At 69.8% G+C, this 17,192-nt stretch carries 15 protein-coding genes; 7 read left to right on the forward strand and 8 right to left on the reverse strand.

Annotated features, from left to right (window positions below; all coding sequences use genetic code 11):
• Window positions 1-9: 9 nt before the first annotated feature.
• Window positions 10-432 (forward strand): Fur family transcriptional regulator, encoded by a 423-nt coding sequence (locus WA670_RS27130; protein WP_134665034.1) that lies wholly within the window; start codon window positions 10-12, stop codon window positions 430-432.
• Here the strand turns inward: WA670_RS27130 and WA670_RS27135 are convergent.
• From WA670_RS27135 to WA670_RS27150, 4 genes are all read right to left on the reverse strand, one after another.
• A complete protein-coding gene (locus tag WA670_RS27135) occupies window positions 429-2,030 on the reverse strand; it encodes a DUF885 domain-containing protein (protein WP_336159243.1) in 1,602 nt (533 codons plus the stop codon). The genes WA670_RS27130 and WA670_RS27135 overlap by 4 nt on opposite strands.
• Before the next feature lie 121 nt (window positions 2,031-2,151).
• Window positions 2,152-3,600: an argininosuccinate synthase gene (gene argG / locus WA670_RS27140; RefSeq protein ID WP_037810511.1), complete on the reverse strand. Its 1,449-nt coding sequence runs from the start codon at window positions 3,598-3,600 to the stop codon at window positions 2,152-2,154.
• 78 nt (window positions 3,601-3,678) lie between these two features.
• A complete protein-coding gene (locus tag WA670_RS27145; RefSeq protein WP_051728753.1) occupies window positions 3,679-4,029 on the reverse strand; it encodes a hypothetical protein in 351 nt (116 codons plus the stop codon).
• A 63-nt stretch (window positions 4,030-4,092) separates the two neighbouring features.
• A complete protein-coding gene (locus WA670_RS27150) occupies window positions 4,093-5,175 on the reverse strand; it encodes a glycosyltransferase (RefSeq protein WP_336159244.1) in 1,083 nt (360 codons plus the stop codon).
• Window positions 5,176-5,279: 104 nt separating this feature from the next.
• Here WA670_RS27150 and WA670_RS27155 point away from each other — a divergent pair, with 104 nt between their 5' ends.
• The 5 genes from WA670_RS27155 to WA670_RS27175 are packed head-to-tail and all read left to right on the forward strand — an operon-like array spanning window position 5,280 to window position 8,339.
• Window positions 5,280-5,546 carry a hypothetical protein gene (locus WA670_RS27155; protein ID WP_037810509.1) on the forward strand — a complete coding sequence of 89 codons (267 nt, stop codon included), beginning with the start codon at window positions 5,280-5,282 and terminating at the stop codon, window positions 5,544-5,546.
• The gene (locus WA670_RS27160; protein ID WP_037810507.1) at window positions 5,543-6,469 is read left to right on the forward strand and encodes an FAD:protein FMN transferase; all 927 of its coding nucleotides are present in this window, start codon (window positions 5,543-5,545) and stop codon (window positions 6,467-6,469) included. Before WA670_RS27155 ends, WA670_RS27160 begins: the two co-directional genes overlap by 4 nt.
• The gene (locus tag WA670_RS27165) at window positions 6,466-7,029 is read left to right on the forward strand and encodes a ferric reductase-like transmembrane domain-containing protein (protein ID WP_037810506.1); all 564 of its coding nucleotides are present in this window, start codon (window positions 6,466-6,468) and stop codon (window positions 7,027-7,029) included. Before WA670_RS27160 ends, WA670_RS27165 begins: the two co-directional genes overlap by 4 nt.
• Before the next feature lie 3 nt (window positions 7,030-7,032).
• Window positions 7,033-8,142 (forward strand): NADH-ubiquinone oxidoreductase-F iron-sulfur binding region domain-containing protein, encoded by a 1,110-nt coding sequence (locus tag WA670_RS27170; RefSeq protein ID WP_336159245.1) that lies wholly within the window; start codon window positions 7,033-7,035, stop codon window positions 8,140-8,142.
• Window positions 8,139-8,339, forward strand: coding sequence for a ferredoxin (locus WA670_RS27175; protein ID WP_134665019.1), 201 nt, complete (start codon window positions 8,139-8,141; stop codon window positions 8,337-8,339). The genes WA670_RS27170 and WA670_RS27175 overlap by 4 nt, the downstream gene beginning before the upstream one ends.
• A gap of 307 nt (window positions 8,340-8,646) precedes the next feature.
• Here the strand turns inward: WA670_RS27175 and WA670_RS27180 are convergent, their stop codons facing one another.
• Window positions 8,647-11,628: an AfsR/SARP family transcriptional regulator gene (locus tag WA670_RS27180; RefSeq protein ID WP_336159246.1), complete on the reverse strand. Its 2,982-nt coding sequence runs from the start codon at window positions 11,626-11,628 to the stop codon at window positions 8,647-8,649.
• 191 nt (window positions 11,629-11,819) lie between these two features.
• On the opposite strand from WA670_RS27180, the gene WA670_RS27185 reads away from it, so the two are divergent.
• Window positions 11,820-13,034, forward strand: a complete 1,215-nt coding sequence (locus WA670_RS27185) for a hypothetical protein (RefSeq protein ID WP_336159247.1) — start codon at window positions 11,820-11,822, stop codon at window positions 13,032-13,034.
• A 221-nt stretch (window positions 13,035-13,255) separates the two neighbouring features.
• On the opposite strand, the gene WA670_RS27190 is transcribed toward WA670_RS27185, so the two are convergent.
• The 3 genes from WA670_RS27190 to WA670_RS27200 form a co-directional block, all read right to left on the reverse strand.
• Complete coding sequence (locus WA670_RS27190; protein ID WP_336159248.1) at window positions 13,256-15,202, reverse strand: tetratricopeptide repeat protein; 1,947 nt, start codon at window positions 15,200-15,202, stop codon at window positions 13,256-13,258.
• 113 nt (window positions 15,203-15,315) lie between these two features.
• Window positions 15,316-15,687: a helix-turn-helix domain-containing protein gene (locus WA670_RS27195; protein WP_037810499.1), complete on the reverse strand. Its 372-nt coding sequence runs from the start codon at window positions 15,685-15,687 to the stop codon at window positions 15,316-15,318.
• Between the two features lie 217 nt (window positions 15,688-15,904).
• A complete protein-coding gene (locus WA670_RS27200; protein ID WP_336159249.1) occupies window positions 15,905-17,173 on the reverse strand; it encodes a sensor histidine kinase in 1,269 nt (422 codons plus the stop codon).
• Window positions 17,174-17,192: the final 19 nt, after the last annotated feature.

Below are 17,192 nucleotides of genomic sequence, written 5' to 3' on the forward strand. Positions count from 1 at the left end.
ATCCGGGCCATGGACGAGTTCGGGACGCGGTTGCGCGACAAGGGTCTGCGCAACACGCCGCAGCGGCGTGCGGTGCTGGCCGCGGTCGCGCGGACCCCGCACGTCACGGCCGCGGAAATCGCGACGGTGCTCGACGCCGACGGGGCCGTCGGCGCGTTGTCCAGGCAGGGCCTCTACAACGTGCTCGACGACCTCGTCGGCGCCCGGCTGCTGCGCCCGCTCGAACCGGCGGGCTCGCCCGCGCGGTTCGAACTCGAAACCCACGACAACCACCACCACCTGGTCTGCCGCGGCTGCGGCCGGATCCAGGACGTGCCCTGCGCGATCGGAGCCGCGCCGTGCCTCGAACCCGGTCCGGTGCCCGGTTTCCGGGTGGACCAGGCGGAGGTCACGTGGTGGGGGATGTGCGCGGAGTGCGAGGCGAAGGCTTAACGCAGCGCGTCCTGCAGCGCCGCGAGCCCGACCGGGCCGACGGCCAGCGCGTCCTCGTGCCACTGGCGCAACGTGAACCCGGGTTTGGCGGCGGCTTCGGCCCGCGCCCGCAGCCAAGCGCGTTCGCCGATCTTGTATGAGATCGCCTGGCCCGGCCAGCCGAGGTAGCGCACGATTTCGGCGTGCACCCGGTGTTCGGCGGCCAATCCGCGCTCGTGCAGGAACCGGCACGCGGTGTCGAAGTCCCAGCGGGAACCGTCCGGCAGCGGCAGATCGAGGTGCGAGCCGAGGTCGATCACGACGCGCGCGGCCCGCAGCGCCGAACCGGCGAGCATGCCGAGCCGGGTGCCGCGTTCGGAGAACCAGCCCAGTTCGTCGGCGAGGCGTTCGGCGTACAGCGCCCAGCCTTCCGCGTGCCCGCTCACTGAATGGACGCGCGCGTAGCGGCTCACCGAGTCCCCGGCCAGGCCCGCGACGCCGATCTGCAGATGGTGTCCGGGAACGCCTTCGTGGAACACCGTCGTCAGCTCGGACCAGGTCGCGAAGCGTTTCCGCCCGCCCAGCGGCCACCACGTGCGGCCGGGCCGGGTGCCGTCCTCAGCGGGTCCGGTGTAGTACGGCGAACCCGACGCGGAGCCGTACGCGAGCACGACGTCCAAGGCGCGCAACGGTTCCGGGATGTCGAAGTGCTCGCTCGCCGCTTCCAGCGCCCGGTCGTGCGCCGCACGCAGCCAGTCCAAATAGGACTCTTCACCGTCCACCGCGCACTCTTTGTCCAGCAGCGCCAACACTTCCGCGACGCTCGCGCCGGGCTGGATTTTCGCCACCTCGGCGGCGATTTCCGTTTCGATGTGCTGAAGTTCCGCCCAGCCCCATTCGTAAGCCTCGGCGAGATCCAGGTCCGCACCAAGGGAAAGCCGTGCCGCGACGGCATAGCGTTCCGCGCCGACACCGTCGGTTTCGGTGGCGTGCGGGGCGTAATCCTCGCGCAGGAACCGGGCGAGCGCCGCATAACCGCGGTGGGCGGCGTCGGCACCGGCGCGCAGCTCGGCAGCCTGCGGTCCGTCGCCGTACTCCTCGACGAGTGCATTGTGGACACCGGCATACCGCTCGGCTTGCGCTGCCGTTTCCAGCGCCTGGCGACGGGCCGCGCGCAGACCGCGGTCGAGACCCGCCTGCAGTGTCTTCTGCCAGCCGGCGAGCATCGTTTCGACGCCAGTCATCCGGACCGCGACGACGTGCCAGTCATCCGCGTCGCGGCGCGGCAGCAGCCGGACCGAATCGGCGATCGAGTTCAGCGTGCCGAAATGCGCCTGTACCTGGCGAAACGGCTCGTCCAGCTCGTGCCAGGCCAGTTCGGCCTCGAGGCTGTTTCGCAGGTGCGCGGACGCGATCCGGTCCGCGCGGGACTCGGGGGTCAGCGTCGCGAGAGCGGCGAGCGTGCGCCGGGCCAGGTCGGCGCGGGCCGCGAAACCGTCCGGGGTGAGGTCGGTGAGCGCGGTCGCGTCGGTGGTCACGCCGTCCAGGGTCGCGGCGATCGGGTCGAGCGCTGCCTCAGCCGTGACGTGGTCGGCGGAGAGCTGAAAAATCGGGGTCACGCCGCCACGGTAGCCGGGAGCTACCGCCCGAATATAGAGACGTTCGCGGGGTGCGGACGCTGGTATAGAGAGCGGATGCCCGCGCCGGTACGCCGACGCGGGCATCCGCGGGAGAAAAGCCTCAGTCCGTGCCGGACTCCATCGCGGCGCGGTCGAGCAGCTCGACGTCGTCGGCCCGGCCGCGGGACGCGATCGTCTCGGCCCCGCCCTCGGGCATCGCGCCGATCAGGCCGGTCGAGGCCGCCTGCGCGGCGCCGATCAGCTTCGGGTGCGAGGTGCCGCCGACCATGCCGAGGCTCGCGTACTGCTCCAGCTTGGCGCGCGAGTCGGCGATGTCGAGGTTCCGCATGGTCAGCTGGCCGATCCGGTCGACCGGGCCGAACGCGGAGTCCTCGGTGCGCTCCATCGACAGCTTGTCCGGGTGGTAGCTGAACGCCGGGCCGGACGTGTCGAGGATCGAGTAGTCCTCGCCGCGCCGCAGCCGCAGCGTGACCTCGCCGGTGATCGCGGTGCCGACCCAGCGCTGCAGCGATTCGCGCAGCATCATTGCCTGCGGGTCGAGCCAGCGGCCCTCGTACATCAGCCTGCCGAGACGGCGGCCTTCGTTGTGGTAGCTGGCGATGGTGTCTTCGTTGTGCACCGCGTTGACCAGCCGCTCGTACGCCGCGTGCAGCAGCGCCATGCCCGGGGCCTCGTAGATGCCGCGGCTCTTGGCCTCGATGATCCGGTTCTCGATCTGGTCGGACATGCCGAGCCCGTGCCGCCCGCCGATCGCGTTGGCCTCAAGGACCAGCTCGACCGAGGTGCCGAACTCCTTGCCGTTGATGCTCACCGGACGGCCCTGCTCGAAGCCGATGGTGACGTCCTCGGTCGCGATCTCGACTTCCGGGTCCCAGAACCGCACGCCCATGATCGGCTCGACGATCTCGATGCCGGTGTCGAGGTGCTCCAGCGACTTCGCCTCGTGCGTGGCGCCCCAGATGTTGGCGTCGGTGGAGTAGGCCTTCTCGGTGCTGTCGCGGTAGGGCAGGTTGTGCGCCTGCAGCCACTCCGACATCTCCTTGCGGCCGCCGAGCTCGCCGACGAACGCGGCGTCGAGCCACGGCTTGTAGATCCGCAGGCCCGGGTTGGCCAGCAGGCCGTAGCGGTAGAACCGCTCGATGTCGTTGCCCTTGTAGGTGGAGCCGTCGCCCCAGATCTGGACGTTGTCCTCGAGCATCGCGCGCACCAGCAGGGTGCCGGTGACCGCGCGGCCGAGCGGGGTGGTGTTGAAGTAGGCCCGGCCGCCGGTGCGGATGTGGAAGGCGCCGCAGGTCAGCGCGGCGAGCCCCTCTTCGACGAGGGCTTCCTTGCAGTCGACCAGCCGCGCGAGCTCCGCCCCGTAGGCGTGCGCACGGCCGGGGACGGACGCGATGTCGGGTTCGTCGTACTGGCCGATGTCGGCGGTGTAGGTGCACGGAACCGCACCCTTGTCGCGCATCCACGCCACCGCCACGGACGTGTCGAGGCCGCCGGAGAACGCGATGCCGACCCGCTCGCCGACGGGAAGGGAAGTGAGCACCTTGGACATAGGAATGATTATGCACGACGATGTATGAACGTGCATCCCCGGGTGGTGTGAACTCGCTCTCCCGGGGATTCGCGCAGGTCACCGTTCGTACAGCCGCCGGCGCCACCACGCGGAGGCGTGCCAGAGGCTGAGGGACCAAGCTGCCGGGTCGGGCAGGGTTCGCCGCCGGAAGTCGTCGTCGAGGGGAGCGAGGATCCGGCGCAGTTCCGCACGGTCGCGGCGGGGGAGGACTCGCAGGGCGGCGTCCAGGTCGTCGCGGGCGTCGACTGGATCGCAGCACGAGCAATCGGACAGCGGAAGATACAGCCAGCGGCCAGGCTGGCGAAGGAAGCTCCGGTACCGGTCGAGTGCTGGGGAAACACGTTCGGACCACAGATCGCGGGCCTCGGGCTGGTCGGCGCGCAGCGCGCCGGGCGTCCTACGAGGCATTGCCCCTTCGGGTCGACATCATGCCGTGAGGATGCCATATCCCGCTGATGAGCGCGGCAGTGTTCAGTAAGTCCGGCCCTTCCACCCAGTCCGGCGACGGGCGGAGTCGATCGTCATAAGCGTGTACAGCGCGGCAGTGAACGGCAGCAACAGCCCCGCGGCCAGCGGCTGCCGGTAGTACCGGGCGACGGGGACGAACGTCGCCGCCATCAGCAGCCAGGCGACGGCGGCCTGCCACGAGCCGGTCAGGGCGAGTGCAGGCGGGGCGAGGAAAACGGCGATCATCCCGACGACCGTCCCGGCCAGCAGCAGCGGCGAATGCCGGAGCTGGGTGTAGGCGCTGCGGGCGACCATCTGCCACAGGTCCGCGAGCCGCGGGTACGGCCGGACGCTCCAGACCTTCGTCGCGTAACCCAGCCAAATCCGGCCGCCCGCGGACGCGACGGCACGGGCGAGTGCGACGTCGTCGATGACCGCACCGCGGATCGCGGCGATTCCGCCGGCGCGTTCGAGCACTGAGCAGCGGACGAGGACGCAACCGCCGGCCGCGGCGGCGGTGCGCCAGCGCGCGGAGTTCACGCGGCGGAAGGGGTAGAGCATCGCGAAGAAGTAGACGAAAGCGGGCACGATCAGCCGCTCCCAGAACGTCGCGGTGCGCAGAACGGCCATTTGCGACACCAGATCCCGGCCGCTGGTCGCGACGAGAGTTTCCAGCGAATCGGGAGCGTGTGCGATGTCGGCGTCGGTCAGGAGGAGGAAGTCGACGTCTCCTGCCTCGCGGACGCCGTGTGCGACGGCCCAGAGTTTCCCGGTCCAGCCGTCCGGTGGTTCGCCGGGGCTGGTGACGGTGAGCGGGAGTCCATTGGGGACAGTCAGTGCGCGGGCGACTTCCGCGGTGCCGCCGCTGCTGCCGTCGTCTACGAGAATCACTCGCGCGTCGCCGGGATAGCTCTGGCGGAGCAGCGTGGGCAGGGTTTCTGGAAGCAGTTCGGCCTCGTCGCGGGCTGGTACCACGATGGCGACGGACGGCCAGCGTTCCGGCCGGACCGGCTCGGGCAGTCGCTGGTCGGTGCGCCAGAACCAGCTGTGGCACAACGCGAGCCCGGCCCACACCGCCAGCGTCGCCCACGCGAGGACCGTGCTCATGCGCGGAGTGTAGTGACTGGCAGCAAACTGACAGGTCGCTCCCAGCGGGCTCATAGATTCGCGGCTGAGACTGGGTGTTCCCACCACCGGAGAGGACACCCGGCATGGACCCGGACATCACGAGAAGGCAAGCGGAACGGGCACGCGTCCGGCACCGGACTGCGCTGGTCACGGCGGTCGCGGCGGTGCTCGGAGTCGCGGCGGCAGGCGGGATCGGATACGGGCTGACGGCGGCCGGTTCGACCAGCAGCACCACCTCGACCGGCAACGGGACGGGGTCGAGCACCTCGGACCAGGACCAGTTGCAGGCGCCCGCGCAGGATCCCGGATCCGGCTCCGGGCACGCGCACACCGGCTCGGGTGCGTCGTGACCGGGCCGTACTCGGCGGCGTTTCCCGCGCTCGGCACGACGGCGCGGGTGCTCGTCACCGAGGAGGCCGCGCTCGGCCCGGCGACTGAGCTGCTGCGGACGCGGCTCGCCGAACTCGATCGGGCATGCAGCCGATTCCGGACGGATTCGGAAATTTCGGCCCTCCACCGCGCCGCGGGCCGGGAAGTGGCGGTGAGCCCGCTGCTGGCCGACGCGCTGTCAGTTGCGTTGCGGGCCGCGTGGCTGAGCGGTGGCTTGGTCGATCCGACGGTGGGCGGGTCGATGGCGGCACTCGGCTACGACCGGGATTTCGCCGAGATCACCGACGGTCCCGCCGCGGCGCCGGTCCCCGCGCCGGGTTCGCATTGGGTGCTGTTCGAACCGGCCCGCCGGATCGTCGTGCTGCCGCGCGGCGTGATGCTGGACCTGGGCGCGACCGCGAAAGCGTTCGCCGCGGACCGAACCTCCGCCGAAATCGCCCGCCGCACTGGCTGCGGCGTGCTGGTGAACCTCGGCGGCGACATCGCGGTGGCGGGTCACGCTCCGGCAGGCGGCTGGAAGATAGCGATCGGCGACGACCACACCGACTCGATCGACTATCCGGACACGACGATCACGCTCACCAGCGGCGGCCTGGCGACCTCCGGCGTCGCCCGGCGGACCTGGCGACGCGGCGGTCGCGTGGTGCACCACATCGTCGACCCGCGCACCGGCGAATCGGCGGATCCGTGCTGGCGGACGGTATCGGTAGCGGCACAGTCCTGTGTGGACGCCAACACCGCGAGCACGGCGTCGGTCGTGTTGGGCGTCGCCGCGTTGGACTGGCTGAGGTCGCGTGGGCTGCCCGCGCGACTGGTGAGTTCGCGTGGCGCCGTCCGGACTACCGCCGGTTGGCCGGGGGATCGCCGGGAGCGTGCGTCGTGAGTTCCGCGCTCTGGTACTTCAGCCGTGCCACTGGAATTGTCTCGCTGGTGTTCTCGACGGCCGTGGTGGTGCTCGGTTTCCTCAACTCCGGACGATTCGCGACCCGTCGCTGGCCCCGCTTCGCCCTCGCCGACCTGCACCGAAACCTCGCCCTGGCCAGCCTCGTCTTTTTGGGCGCGCACATCGTCTTCGCGGTCGTCGACGGTTACGTGGACCTCAGCTGGCTCTCCGTTGTCGTCCCGTTCGTCTCGGGCTACGAACCGTTCTGGATCGGCATCGGCGCGGTAGCAGTGGATCTGCTGCTCGCCATTGTCGTGACGAGTCTCCTGCGGACTCGTATCGCGCCGCGGGTGTGGCGCGCCGTGCACTGGCTCGCCTACCTGTGCTGGCCAGTCGCGCTCGCGCACAGCGTCGGCCTGATCGCTTCCGACAGCGCCCGCCCGCTGCTCATCGCGCTCGACATCGTGTGCCTGATAGCCGTTTTGGCGGCCGTGAGCGTGCGGTTCGGCAGCACCAGCCCCGACACCGAGGCCCGCCGCCTCTCTCCCCTCCAGAGGTGACTCGTGCTACTTCCGTTGCACCGTAATAATCTTGCCGCCCACCTGTCCGTCCATGGTGGACTCCCAGCCTTGGACCGCGACGCCTTGATCCACGCAATCGACACCGCCGGTATCCGCGGCCGAGGCGGCGCTGGCTTCCCCGCCGCGGCGAAACTGCGCTCTGTCGCACCAGGACGGTCCATTGTGGTCGCCAACGGCTGCGAGAGTGATCCCTTCAGCAGCAAGGATCGCGCTCTCCTGGAGCTTGCGCCACACCTGGTACTGGACGGTATCCAGGTCGCCGCTCACGCTGTCGGCGCTACCGAGGCTTATCTTTGCCTGCACGGAGAAAACCGAAGCGTAATGGCAGCTCTGGCCGAACGTCGCGACGCAGTTCCGGTGAAGGTCGTCGCAGTCCCGCCCCGATACGTCGCCAGCGAAGAAACCGCGCTAGTGCATTTCCTGGCCACCGGCGACGCCCGCCCGACCGGCAAATCCCCCCGCCCAACCGAACGCGGCCTGCGCGGACGCCCGACGCTAGTCCAGAACGTCGAAACCCTGGCCCGCTTCGCGCTCGTCGCCCGACCTGGCGCGGACCGCTCTGTCCACACAGACCTGGTGACCGTCACCGGAGCCGTCGCCAGCCCCGGCGTACTGGAAGTCCCGGCCGACACCCCGATCTCCGCAATCCTCGCCCGCGCAGGCGGATCCGTTACCGCACAAGCAGTCCTGATCGGCGGCTACGGCGGCACCTGGATGCCTCGCGCCTTGGCCGACCCGTTGCCGCTCGGCCGCGAACCGGGCTTGTCCTCGCTGCACCTGCTCCCGGAACCGAACTGCGGCCTGGAGCTGACTCGGAATATTCTCTTTGCCCTGGCCGGAGAATCAGCCCGCCAATGCGGCCCCTGCATGTTCGGATTACCGGCCATCGCCGCGGATTTCACCGACCTGCTGTCCGGAAGGGACGCAACCGGCCGCCTGGCCCGCCGCCTCCCGCTCCTCAATGGACGCGGTGCGTGCGCCCACCCGGACGGAGCCGTCCGCCTGGCCGCGAGCGCACTACGAGTCTTCGCCGCCGACGTCCACGCACACCTCACGATCGGCTCGTGCCGGATGATGGCAGGTGCGGCATGAACCGCCTGACTGTGGACCCGATCGCCTGCCGCGCACACGGTTTGTGCGCGGACGTCCTGCCGGAACTGATCACAGTGGACGAATGGGGTTACCCGGTAGTACGCGGGGAATCGGTGCCCGAATCGCTGCTAGCCGAGGCCCGAAGGGCTGCTGCGGCTTGTCCGGCGCTGGCGTTGCGGCTGCGGAAGACAGATTAATCGCAACGCCAGCTCCGTATTTAGCAGCTGTTCAACAACGCCACCAACCCTTGATGGCCCCGATTACCATCACGGCCAATGGTGCAGCGGCGATCACAGCTGAGACGAGCGACTGCAACGAATCTCCTCGGCGAACTAGGTAGACTTTTCATGTTTCTCGTAACATGGATATCGTTACGGCTAGGCTACCTGGAATCCTCTGCGAACGATCTTCAGGGGTCACCCAAAGTATGTCGGCAAATGCAGACAACCTCAGAAGACTGATCTTGCCGTACGGACGAGTGAACCGTTTCGGCGCCCCGGCTTTTCAGCCGCGGCGGGTTACGGATCGGCGCGGCGAAGGCATGGCCACGGTGCTTTCCCCGTCGCTCTCGCCGTCCCTGGCCTGCGGAATCCGGTGCGGATCCCGGGCTGTCGCCAGTCGCTCCTCGACGCGGTCGGCCTTGGCGTCCTTGCCGCGGCCGCGGTAGAAGGCGTCGGCGCGAGTCCAGGCGTCGACCGCGTCCTCGCGGTTCCCGCGTGAGTAGAGGATCTCGGCGAACGCCTCCAGCGCCCGGGCCTGGCCGGTCGCGTTGTGCGCCCGCTCCGCCAGCTCGACCGCTTCCTGCGACAACCGCAGCGCGGCTCGGTCGTCTCGTTCCGCAGCGGCGAGCCGGGCCTGCACGGTGCGCAGCCGCATCCCGGCGGTGAGGTCGCCGGTGATCTGGGCTTGCGCCAGCGCGCAATGCCGGCGGGCGACCGCGAATTCCTCCTGGCCGAGGTGGAGTTCGGCCAGCGTGGTGTACGTAGCGGCTTGGCCGGACACGTCGCCGGTGAGCGCTCGCAGGTGAAGGGCGCGGTGATAGTGCGGCAGCGCCCGCTCGTACTGGTCGAGTTCGGCGAGGGTTTCGCCGAGGTACTGCTCCGCCTTGGCCTCGCGGACCGGGTCGCCGTTGCGCTGCGCGTGCGTTATGCAGCGGCGGAACAGCGCGATCGCTTCCGTGTGGCGGCCGGTTTGCCGGTGGAGGCGGGCCAGGTTGATGGTGATCGTCAGCTTCGCGATGGGTGATTCGTCGTCAATGGCCAGTTCCAGCGCCCGGGCAAGTGCTTCCTCGGCCGCTTGGTGGTTGCTCAGCGTGAGGTGCAGCTCCCCCAGATCGTTGAGGGTCGACCCTTCCGCGTGAGAGTCGTGGTTCGCGCGCGCGGCGCGGGCCGCGATGGCCAGGCCGGTGGTCATCTCGTCGTAGAAGCCGTAGACGACGAACGTGTCGTGCATGAGATGCGGAAGCACGCAGGCGTAGTCGAAGAGCCGGTGCTTCTCGGCGAGCGCGGCGAGTGCGGTGAGGTTGGTGCGTTCGCGGAGGAACCAGCGGTGCGCGGCGGTCGGCGTGTCGAACTGCGTCGGGCGGATGTCCGGCTCCGGGTCGAGCCGCGGCGGCCGGTCGCGGTGCGGGTGTGCCATCCGGTGCGCGTTGTCTGCGGTGCTGCAGTAGTGCGAGAGCAAGCGACGCAACGGTTGCGGGTCGTCGTTCTGCGCGCTCAGCGTCTGCGCGTAACGGTGGAAGATCGAGACGATCCGGTACCGGTCCGTATCGCCGGGCTGGTCGATCAGGTGCAACGCGACCAGAGTCTCGAGCGCCCGCCGGGTTTCCGCGGCGGGACGTCCGGCCGCGGACAGCAAGGTGTCCACGTGGATCTCCGCACCGGGATGGTGGCCGAAGAGCCGGAAAACAGCTTGGCTCGGCGGTTCGAGCGTGTGGTACGACGAGGAAAACGCCGTGCGCAGACTTTGGTCATCGCCGTCGTCGCCGATGCTCAGCAGCATCTCCGGATCGCGCAGCTGGTCGAGCATAGTGCTGAGGCTCAATCCCGGACGGCGAGCGGCGCTCTCGGCAATCAAGGTGAGCGCGAGTGGCAAACCGTCGCAGAGGTGGGCGATTCGGCGGGCCGCGTCGGGTTCTCGTTCGCCTCGGCCGTTCAGGCGGCGGACGAACAGTTCCAGGGAATCGCGGTCGTCGAGGCGGTCGAGGCTCAAGGCCGCGAGTTCGTGTCGCCGGGTGAGTGCGCCGAGCCTGCGGCGCGAGGTGATGATCACCGAGCATTCGGACAGCACGTTCAGCAGCTGGTCGACGTGTTCGGAATTCTCCGCGTCGTCAAGGATGACCAGGATGGACCGGTCAGTGAGCTGCTGACGCAGGACCGCGGCGCGGGCGGTCGCGTCTACCACGTGGTCGACGGGGTAGCTGAGTTCCTGCAGGAGCCGGTCGACGATGTCTGTCGGTTCGAGGCGCGGTGCCGGGCCGAAGCCGTGCAGGTCGAGGTAGATCGTCCCGCCGGGGAACCAGTCCGCGGCGCGGTGTGCCCAGTGGACGGCGAGGCTTGTCTTTCCGATTCCGGGCGGGCCGCTGAGCACGACGGCGGGCGAGCGGGTCGGCGAGCCCGGTCGGAGCCACTGGTCCAGCGTGTCCAGTGGGCGGGTGCGGCTGATGAACCCGCGGAGGTCGCGGGGGAGCGGATGGGACGGCGGCGCGGCCCGGCGTACCGGGGTGACCGGCGGGTTTTCGTGGCGGTCGCGGAGCTCGTCGTGGAAGGCGCGCAGCATGGCCGTGGCGGTGTCGTCGGCGGCGTCGCGGAATCGCCGGTGTGCGTCGAGGTAGTGGGCCTGGGCCTGCTCGGACTGCCCGAGCGCGTAGTAGATCTGGAGCTGGAGCTTGACGAAAGCCAGGCGGCTGGCGTGTTCGGGGGCCAGATCCTGCATCCGCCCCGCGGCCTCGTCGGGACGGCCGAGCGTCAGCAATTGGCTCGTCAGGAATTCTCGCGCGGGAAGCAACATGGACTTTATTCGGTCCTCGCGCCAATTGTCCGCGCGTTCGGTGCGGAGCTCCGGCAGCGGTTCATCACGCCATAAGGAAAGAGCGGCTTCGGCTGATTCGTAAGCCGCTTCATGATCGCCGGAACTCGCCGCGGCGTGTGCTTTCCGCATTGTTTTCCGAAAGACGGCGACATCCACCAGACCCTCGTCGAGGTCGATCAGGTAACCGTCTCCGGACCGCGCGACCGTGGCGTGCACGTCCGCTTCGTCGAGGGCGGGGCGCAGCCGGTGCACCGCCTTGTACAGGGCTTCTTGCGGGTTTCCGGGCAGGTCGTCGTCCCAGAGCCACGAGATGAGGGCGTCCTGGGAAAAACGCTGGCCCGGCCGGGTGAGCAGGATTCCGAGAATATTCCGGGTTTGCCGCTGGCCCCACTGCTCGCTCATCTTCCCGTGCATCCGCACCGCAGTCTGCCCGAGAATTCCGTAGGCGAAGTCCATTCGACGCCCCTCCCTCGTCGATTGCCTAGTTTCGCATTGATCCGCGGGATCGGCGACCGCTTTCGGGATAAGGATCATCCGGGGAATTGTCTTGTCCGGTTTCGGTCCGCTTTGTGTCCAGCGGCGGGAAGTCCCCGGTCAGGACCGCGCCGCAGCCTCGGTTCGTCGGTTTCCGGACGGAGGGGATGAAGATGGCGCACGACGTGTGGGTACGCGGTCCGATCGGTCTCGACGCCGCGTCGCGGGTGACGCGGCCGGGGTGCCGGACCGTGCTGGCGGTCGTTCCGACCGTGACGGCGGGGACGCGGCTGGTCGAACTGCTCTCGCTGCTCGAACGGGACTTGCGCGTGCAGGTGATGTTCACCGTTCCGCACAGCACCGACCGATGGGCCGGGGTCGAGGAGTACGTGCGGGCGCAGCACGGGCTCCTGCTGCCGTGGGAGCAGGCGGTGGCGCACCGGTTCGATCTGGTGCTGGCGGCCAGTCACCGGAATCTCGACCAGGTGCGCGGACCGCTGATGCTGGTCGGACACGGAGTCGGGCAGGTCCCCGGCCGTCGGTTCAGCCGGAAGGCAGGCGGTGCGACGTTCGAAACGACCGAGCTGGACCGCGAGTTGCTCACGTTTCGCGGGCGAGTGCTTCCGGCGGTGCTCGGCCTCGGTACTGAAGCAGAGGTGGAAGTACTGCGCGAGCGGTGTCCAGAGGCGGTGCCCGCGGCCGTCGTGGCCGGGGATATCTGCCTGGACGGGATGCGGGCGGCGAGCGGGCACCGGGAGCGATACCGGCGCGCGCTGGGCGTCGGCTCGCGGCGGCTGGTGGTGCTGAGTTCGACCTGGTTCACTGACTCGGCGTTCGGCCGCGTCCCGAAGATGTACGAAGCGATCGCGAACGCGCTGCCGGACGACCGTTACGCGGTGGCGGCGGTTTTGCATCCAAACGTCTGGGCGGTGCATGGGCGGCGGCAGGTCGCGGCCTGGCTCGCCGGATGCCGCGGATTGCGGGTGATCCCGCCCGAGCAGGGATGGCAGGCGACGATGATTGCGGCTGACTGGGTGATCGGCGACCACGGCTCGACCACGGGTTACGCGGCGGCCATCGGCAAGCCGGTGACGCTCGCGTCGCTGCCGGACGGGCGGCCGCAGGCCGGGAGCGTCGCGGACGTTGTGCGGGCGCACGCGAAACCGCTGGACCTGGACGCACCGCTCGAAGCCCAGGAAGAAGCCGCGATCGCGGTGGCTCCGCGGCTGGCCGCAGAGGTGCTTCCGGTCGCGAGCACGAGGCTCGACTGTTCGGCGGGGATCTTGCGGTCGGCGATGTACCGCCTGCTGGAGTTGTCCGAACCGGCCACGCTGGCGTATCCGCCGTTGCCCGCGATGCCCCGGCCGCTGCCCGGGTGGGACGCGTGACCGCCGGCGTCGCGCGCGTGCGGCTCGCGTTGCCGGGGCGTCGCGCGCTGCCGGTGCTGGTCGCCGATGTCGATCGCGCCGGGCCGCGGTGCTCGGCCGGGGCGGACGTCGTGGTCCGGTGCAGTACTCGGGCCGCGACGAGAAGCGAGGCTGACGACCTGCGGGCGGATTGGCCGGGAGCGATCGCGGCGGCGGTGTGCTGGCCGGGCGGCGTGGCGTGGTCAGTGCGGCGGCTCGGCGGAATCTCCGCTGAGGCGGCGGGCCTCGTCGAGATGGCGCTGGGCGCTTGCCTCGTCGCCGTGACCGCGTTCGAGGTCGGCGAGCGCGGTGAGGACCTCGGCCTGGAAATGCGGTGACTGGAGGCGTGTGACGCCTTCGAGTGCCTTCAGGAGTTCGGTGCGCGCCCGGCGGTAGTCGCCCCGCCGGGCGTGGACCGCGGCGAGCGGGATGACCGCGCGCGCGTGCTGGATGGCGTCGCCTTCTTCGGCAAGGATGGCGGTGGCTTCGGTCAGCTCGCGCAGTGCTTCCTCGTCGCGCCCCAGCTTGATCAGGACTTCGCCACGCCGATAGCGGGCCTGGCCGACGCCGCGGGGAAGACCGACCTCGGCGTGTTTTCGGGCGCTGCGCTCGTACAGCTCAAGCGCGCCTTCCCAATCTTGCTGTCTTCGCGCGTTCCTGGCGAGCCGCGCCAGCGCGGAGGCCTGGGTCGGGCCGTGCTGCTCTCGTTCGCCGATCTCGAGAGTCACGGCATTGTGCGCGGCGGCTTCGTCGTAGTGGCCGAGCTGGTCGCAGACAAAACCGGCCTGGCTGTGCATCCGGGCTTCCACCAGCGGCAGCTGACATCGCCGAGCCGCCTCGATCCCCGCCATGCACAATTCCAGAAACGGTTCGTAATCCCGGTAGTGCAGGAAGAATCCCCACGACGCTTCGGCGAGTTGCCACAGTTCCTCGTCCCACCCGTGTGCCGTGGCGGCTTTCGCGACGGCGTTGATGACCGGCCGGTCGCGGCGCCACCAGGTCACCGCCTGGTCGCGGTCGGCGAAAGATGCCGTCGCCGCAACGGTTTCGGCCGCGAAGGTCGGGCGGAACGGGTGGATGAGCGCGCTCGCGGTGACGGTTTGGTCGCGGTACCAGCGGATGTAGCGGCGGACGAGATAGTGCCGGTCGGCCTCGGCGTCCTGGCGTTCGGCGCGCACGCGGGCGTCGTGGCGGACGACGTCGTGCTGTGCCACGGTTTCGTCCTCCAACTCGTGGAGGAGGTTGGCTTCGATCAGCTCGTCGACGGCGTCGTCCAGATGGGCGGGCGAGCTCTGCAGCGTGTCGGCGAGCGCGTCGACGGCGTGATGCGGGCCGGGCAGGATGCCGCAGGTTCGGTAGAGCCGGGCCGCCGAGTCGTCGAGCGCGGCGTACGAGGCGTCGAAAACCGTTGCCAGATCAGTAGAACCGCCTAGGCGTCGAGCACGTCCGCGGCGCGCTTCCTGATGCGGGTTGCGTCTTGGCCGGACGCGCAGCCTCGCTCCGGTGATGGTGAGGGCCAGCGGGAGACCGGCGCACGCGGTCAGCAGGTTTTCCGCGTCCTCCTGGCTGATCTGCCGTTGCCCGGCCCGGCGGACGAGCACCTCGCGGGCCGGTCTGTCCGGAAGTGGGCTCAGCGGAAGGATTTCCGCGCCGTCCAGTGCGAGACTGGTCAGCTGCGACCGGCTGGTGACGAGCACGAACGCGTGCGCGCTGGACGGCAGTACGGCGCGGGCGTCGGCGCTGTGCACGACGTCGTCGAGCAGCACGGCGAACCGGCGATCCGCGGTCACCGCGCGGAATTCGGCGGCCCGCTGAGCGAGCGAGGCCGGTATGTCGTCGGCGGGAATGCCCAGTGCGGCAAGGAAACCGTGCAGTACGCCGCTCGCGGATTCCGCGGTTTCGGTGCCCTCGGCGGAAAATCGCGCGCAGAGGATGCCGTCCGGGAACTGGGCGCGGTGGGTGTGCAGCCAGTGCAGGGCGAGCGCCGTTTTGCCGATCCCGCCGACACCGGTGAGCACGACGACGGACGGGGCGGGGTCGGAGCGGAGCCGGATTTCGTCCAGCCGGTCCAGTTCCGCGGCGCGGCCGAGCAGCACGGACGGCGCGGGCGGGAGCTGGACCGGCGCCCGCACCGGTCTGTCGGACGTCACCGCCCCTGGCCGCGCTTCAGTCATTCCACACCCCCCATTATTCCTCCTTACCCGGTCCGGATGGCGAATGAAATGAAAAGCGTCAGGAATCACCCACCCCCCGGGGGGAAGGATCAGTGACGTGGGGTATCGGGCTTGCGCCGATCGAGAGCGTTCTGGCCGCCATGTGGGCGGATCGTCACCTTTTCCCGCAGCAGCAAGCGACGGATCGTGCCATAGGACGCCTGATGCGCGTCCGCGATGCTCTGAATGGTCGAGCCGGATTCGTATTCCCGGACTATCCTCGGCACGTCGAGTTCGCGGCGCACGCCCTGGCGGATTTCCGGCAGTACCGCGCCTTCCTGCCGCAGCAGCCGTCCGGTCCAGCTCAGGGACAGGCCGTGTTCCCTGGCGATCTCGGTGATCGACGCGCCGGCCCGCCAGGATTCGAGCATCCGGCGATTCCGCTCGATCCGATTCGTGCGTGCCTCGTCCGGCGTGTCCATGCAGGCGCTCCCGCTGCTTGGCCCGAAGGTGCAGGACCGTCCATTATCAGCGTCGCGGAGCGGGAATGTGAACCTACGAACGGGGTGCATGCGCGGGAGGGTGTTTGTCCGCAATTGGTGACACCAAGCGGGCGCGCTGAATTGAATATTCAGCAAATGGAGCAGCCAGCTCCGGAAAGCGCAACGCTTCCCCGGGAGCGAGGTAGAATCCGCCGCGTCAGTGCGGCACCCACAGCGTGACCCGGGTGCCGTTGCCCGGCGTCGATTCCACCCGTCCGGTGCCTCCGACCTCCGCCAGCCGGGCTTCGATCGACTGCTGGATGCCGAACCCCGGACCCCGTTCGCGCACATCGAAGCCGCGGCCCTGGTCCCGTGCGACCACCGCGGTCCCGCCGTCGCGTTCCTCCACCCGGAGTACGACGCGGCTCGTCCCGGCGTGTTTCACGGTGTTGCGCAGGGCTTCCCGCACCGCTTCGCACATCGCCGTGCGCCGGTCAGCGGAAAGGCGGTCGTCGTCGGCGAAGTCGGCGGCTACGAGCTGGGTGCGCAGGCCTTCGCGGGCCATCTCGGCGGCGACGTCGGCCAGTTCGACCACGAAGCTGCGCCCCTTGCGCGGTTCGATCGGCTCGATGATGCTCCGGCGGAGTTCGGCTGCCTCGGCGTGCGCGACCGAGCGCAGCTGGGCCAGCCGTTCGGCGGCGTGGTCGGCGTCGTCGGACGGAGCGATGGCGAGCGCTTCCAGGGTCTGCAGCACGCTGTCGTGCAGCAGCCGCTGGGTGCGCCTGCGTTCGGCCTCCTGACCGCGGCGCAGGCCGATGTCCAGGGCGAACCTGGTGCCGACGCCCAGCAGCACCAGGATCCCGCACGCCACCACGATCGACACCGCCAGCGCGACCAGGCAGCCGATCGACCGGCTGAGCGCGAGCGGATCGTCCAGCCGCAGCCCGCCCGCCACGGTCAGCAGGACGCGTACCGGCACCGCCGCGGCGAGCAGCAGCACTGCCGCGGGCAGCCCGGACGTCCCGGCCCACATCGCGACCGAGCCGACCAGCCACGTCCAGGTGACATCGATCGCGAACGGCTGCACCGCGTCCGGGGCCAGCACCGCGATCAGCAGATTCAGCGCCAGCCCCGCGGCGAGGTCGACGGTGAGCACCCGCCGCGTGCGCCGCGCGGGCAGGCCGCCGGAGCGCAGCAGCCACCACAGGAACCCGGCGTTCGCGGCGACGCCCAGCGCGGCCGCGGGCAGCACCGGGAACAACCCGGTGCTGCCGTTGGCCGCGGCGAAGCCGATGAACACCTTCACGAACGCGGCGATCCGGTAGGCGACCGGGACGACGACCCAGTACCGCGCGGCGCGCGCCAGCGTCGCGTCGCCGACCTCGGCGAGATCCCCGCCTGCGTCCGGCCGTTCCGGCGGGCTGCCGCGGTGCAGCAGCGTCCGCACGAATTCCCGCCGCGGTACGGCAAAACCCGGTACGGGCATCGTCCCTCCCCGTGTCTTC

Origin of the sequence: Amycolatopsis sp. VC5-11 (genome assembly GCF_037034185.1) — a bacterium.
GTDB classification, from domain to species: domain Bacteria; phylum Actinomycetota; class Actinomycetes; order Mycobacteriales; family Pseudonocardiaceae; genus Amycolatopsis; species Amycolatopsis nivea.

What these genes read in the sequence shown, in the direction of transcription:
- WA670_RS27175 (WP_134665019.1), top strand. Translation starts at nt 8,139, where the DNA reads ATGAACCGCCTGACTGTGGACCCGATCGCCTGCCGCGCACACGGTTTG.
- WA670_RS27145 (WP_051728753.1), bottom strand. Translation starts at nt 4,029, where the DNA reads ATGCCTCGTAGGACGCCCGGCGCGCTGCGCGCCGACCAGCCCGAGGCC.
- WA670_RS27155 (WP_037810509.1), top strand. Translation starts at nt 5,280, where the DNA reads ATGGACCCGGACATCACGAGAAGGCAAGCGGAACGGGCACGCGTCCGG.
- WA670_RS27130 (WP_134665034.1), top strand. Translation starts at nt 10, where the DNA reads ATGGACGAGTTCGGGACGCGGTTGCGCGACAAGGGTCTGCGCAACACG.
- WA670_RS27185 (WP_336159247.1), top strand. Translation starts at nt 11,820, where the DNA reads ATGGCGCACGACGTGTGGGTACGCGGTCCGATCGGTCTCGACGCCGCG.
- argG (WP_037810511.1), bottom strand. Translation starts at nt 3,600, where the DNA reads ATGTCCAAGGTGCTCACTTCCCTTCCCGTCGGCGAGCGGGTCGGCATC.
- WA670_RS27195 (WP_037810499.1), bottom strand. Translation starts at nt 15,687, where the DNA reads ATGGACACGCCGGACGAGGCACGCACGAATCGGATCGAGCGGAATCGC.
- WA670_RS27200 (WP_336159249.1), bottom strand. Translation starts at nt 17,173, where the DNA reads ATGCCCGTACCGGGTTTTGCCGTACCGCGGCGGGAATTCGTGCGGACG.
- WA670_RS27180 (WP_336159246.1), bottom strand. Translation starts at nt 11,628, where the DNA reads ATGGACTTCGCCTACGGAATTCTCGGGCAGACTGCGGTGCGGATGCAC.
- WA670_RS27150 (WP_336159244.1), bottom strand. Translation starts at nt 5,175, where the DNA reads ATGAGCACGGTCCTCGCGTGGGCGACGCTGGCGGTGTGGGCCGGGCTC.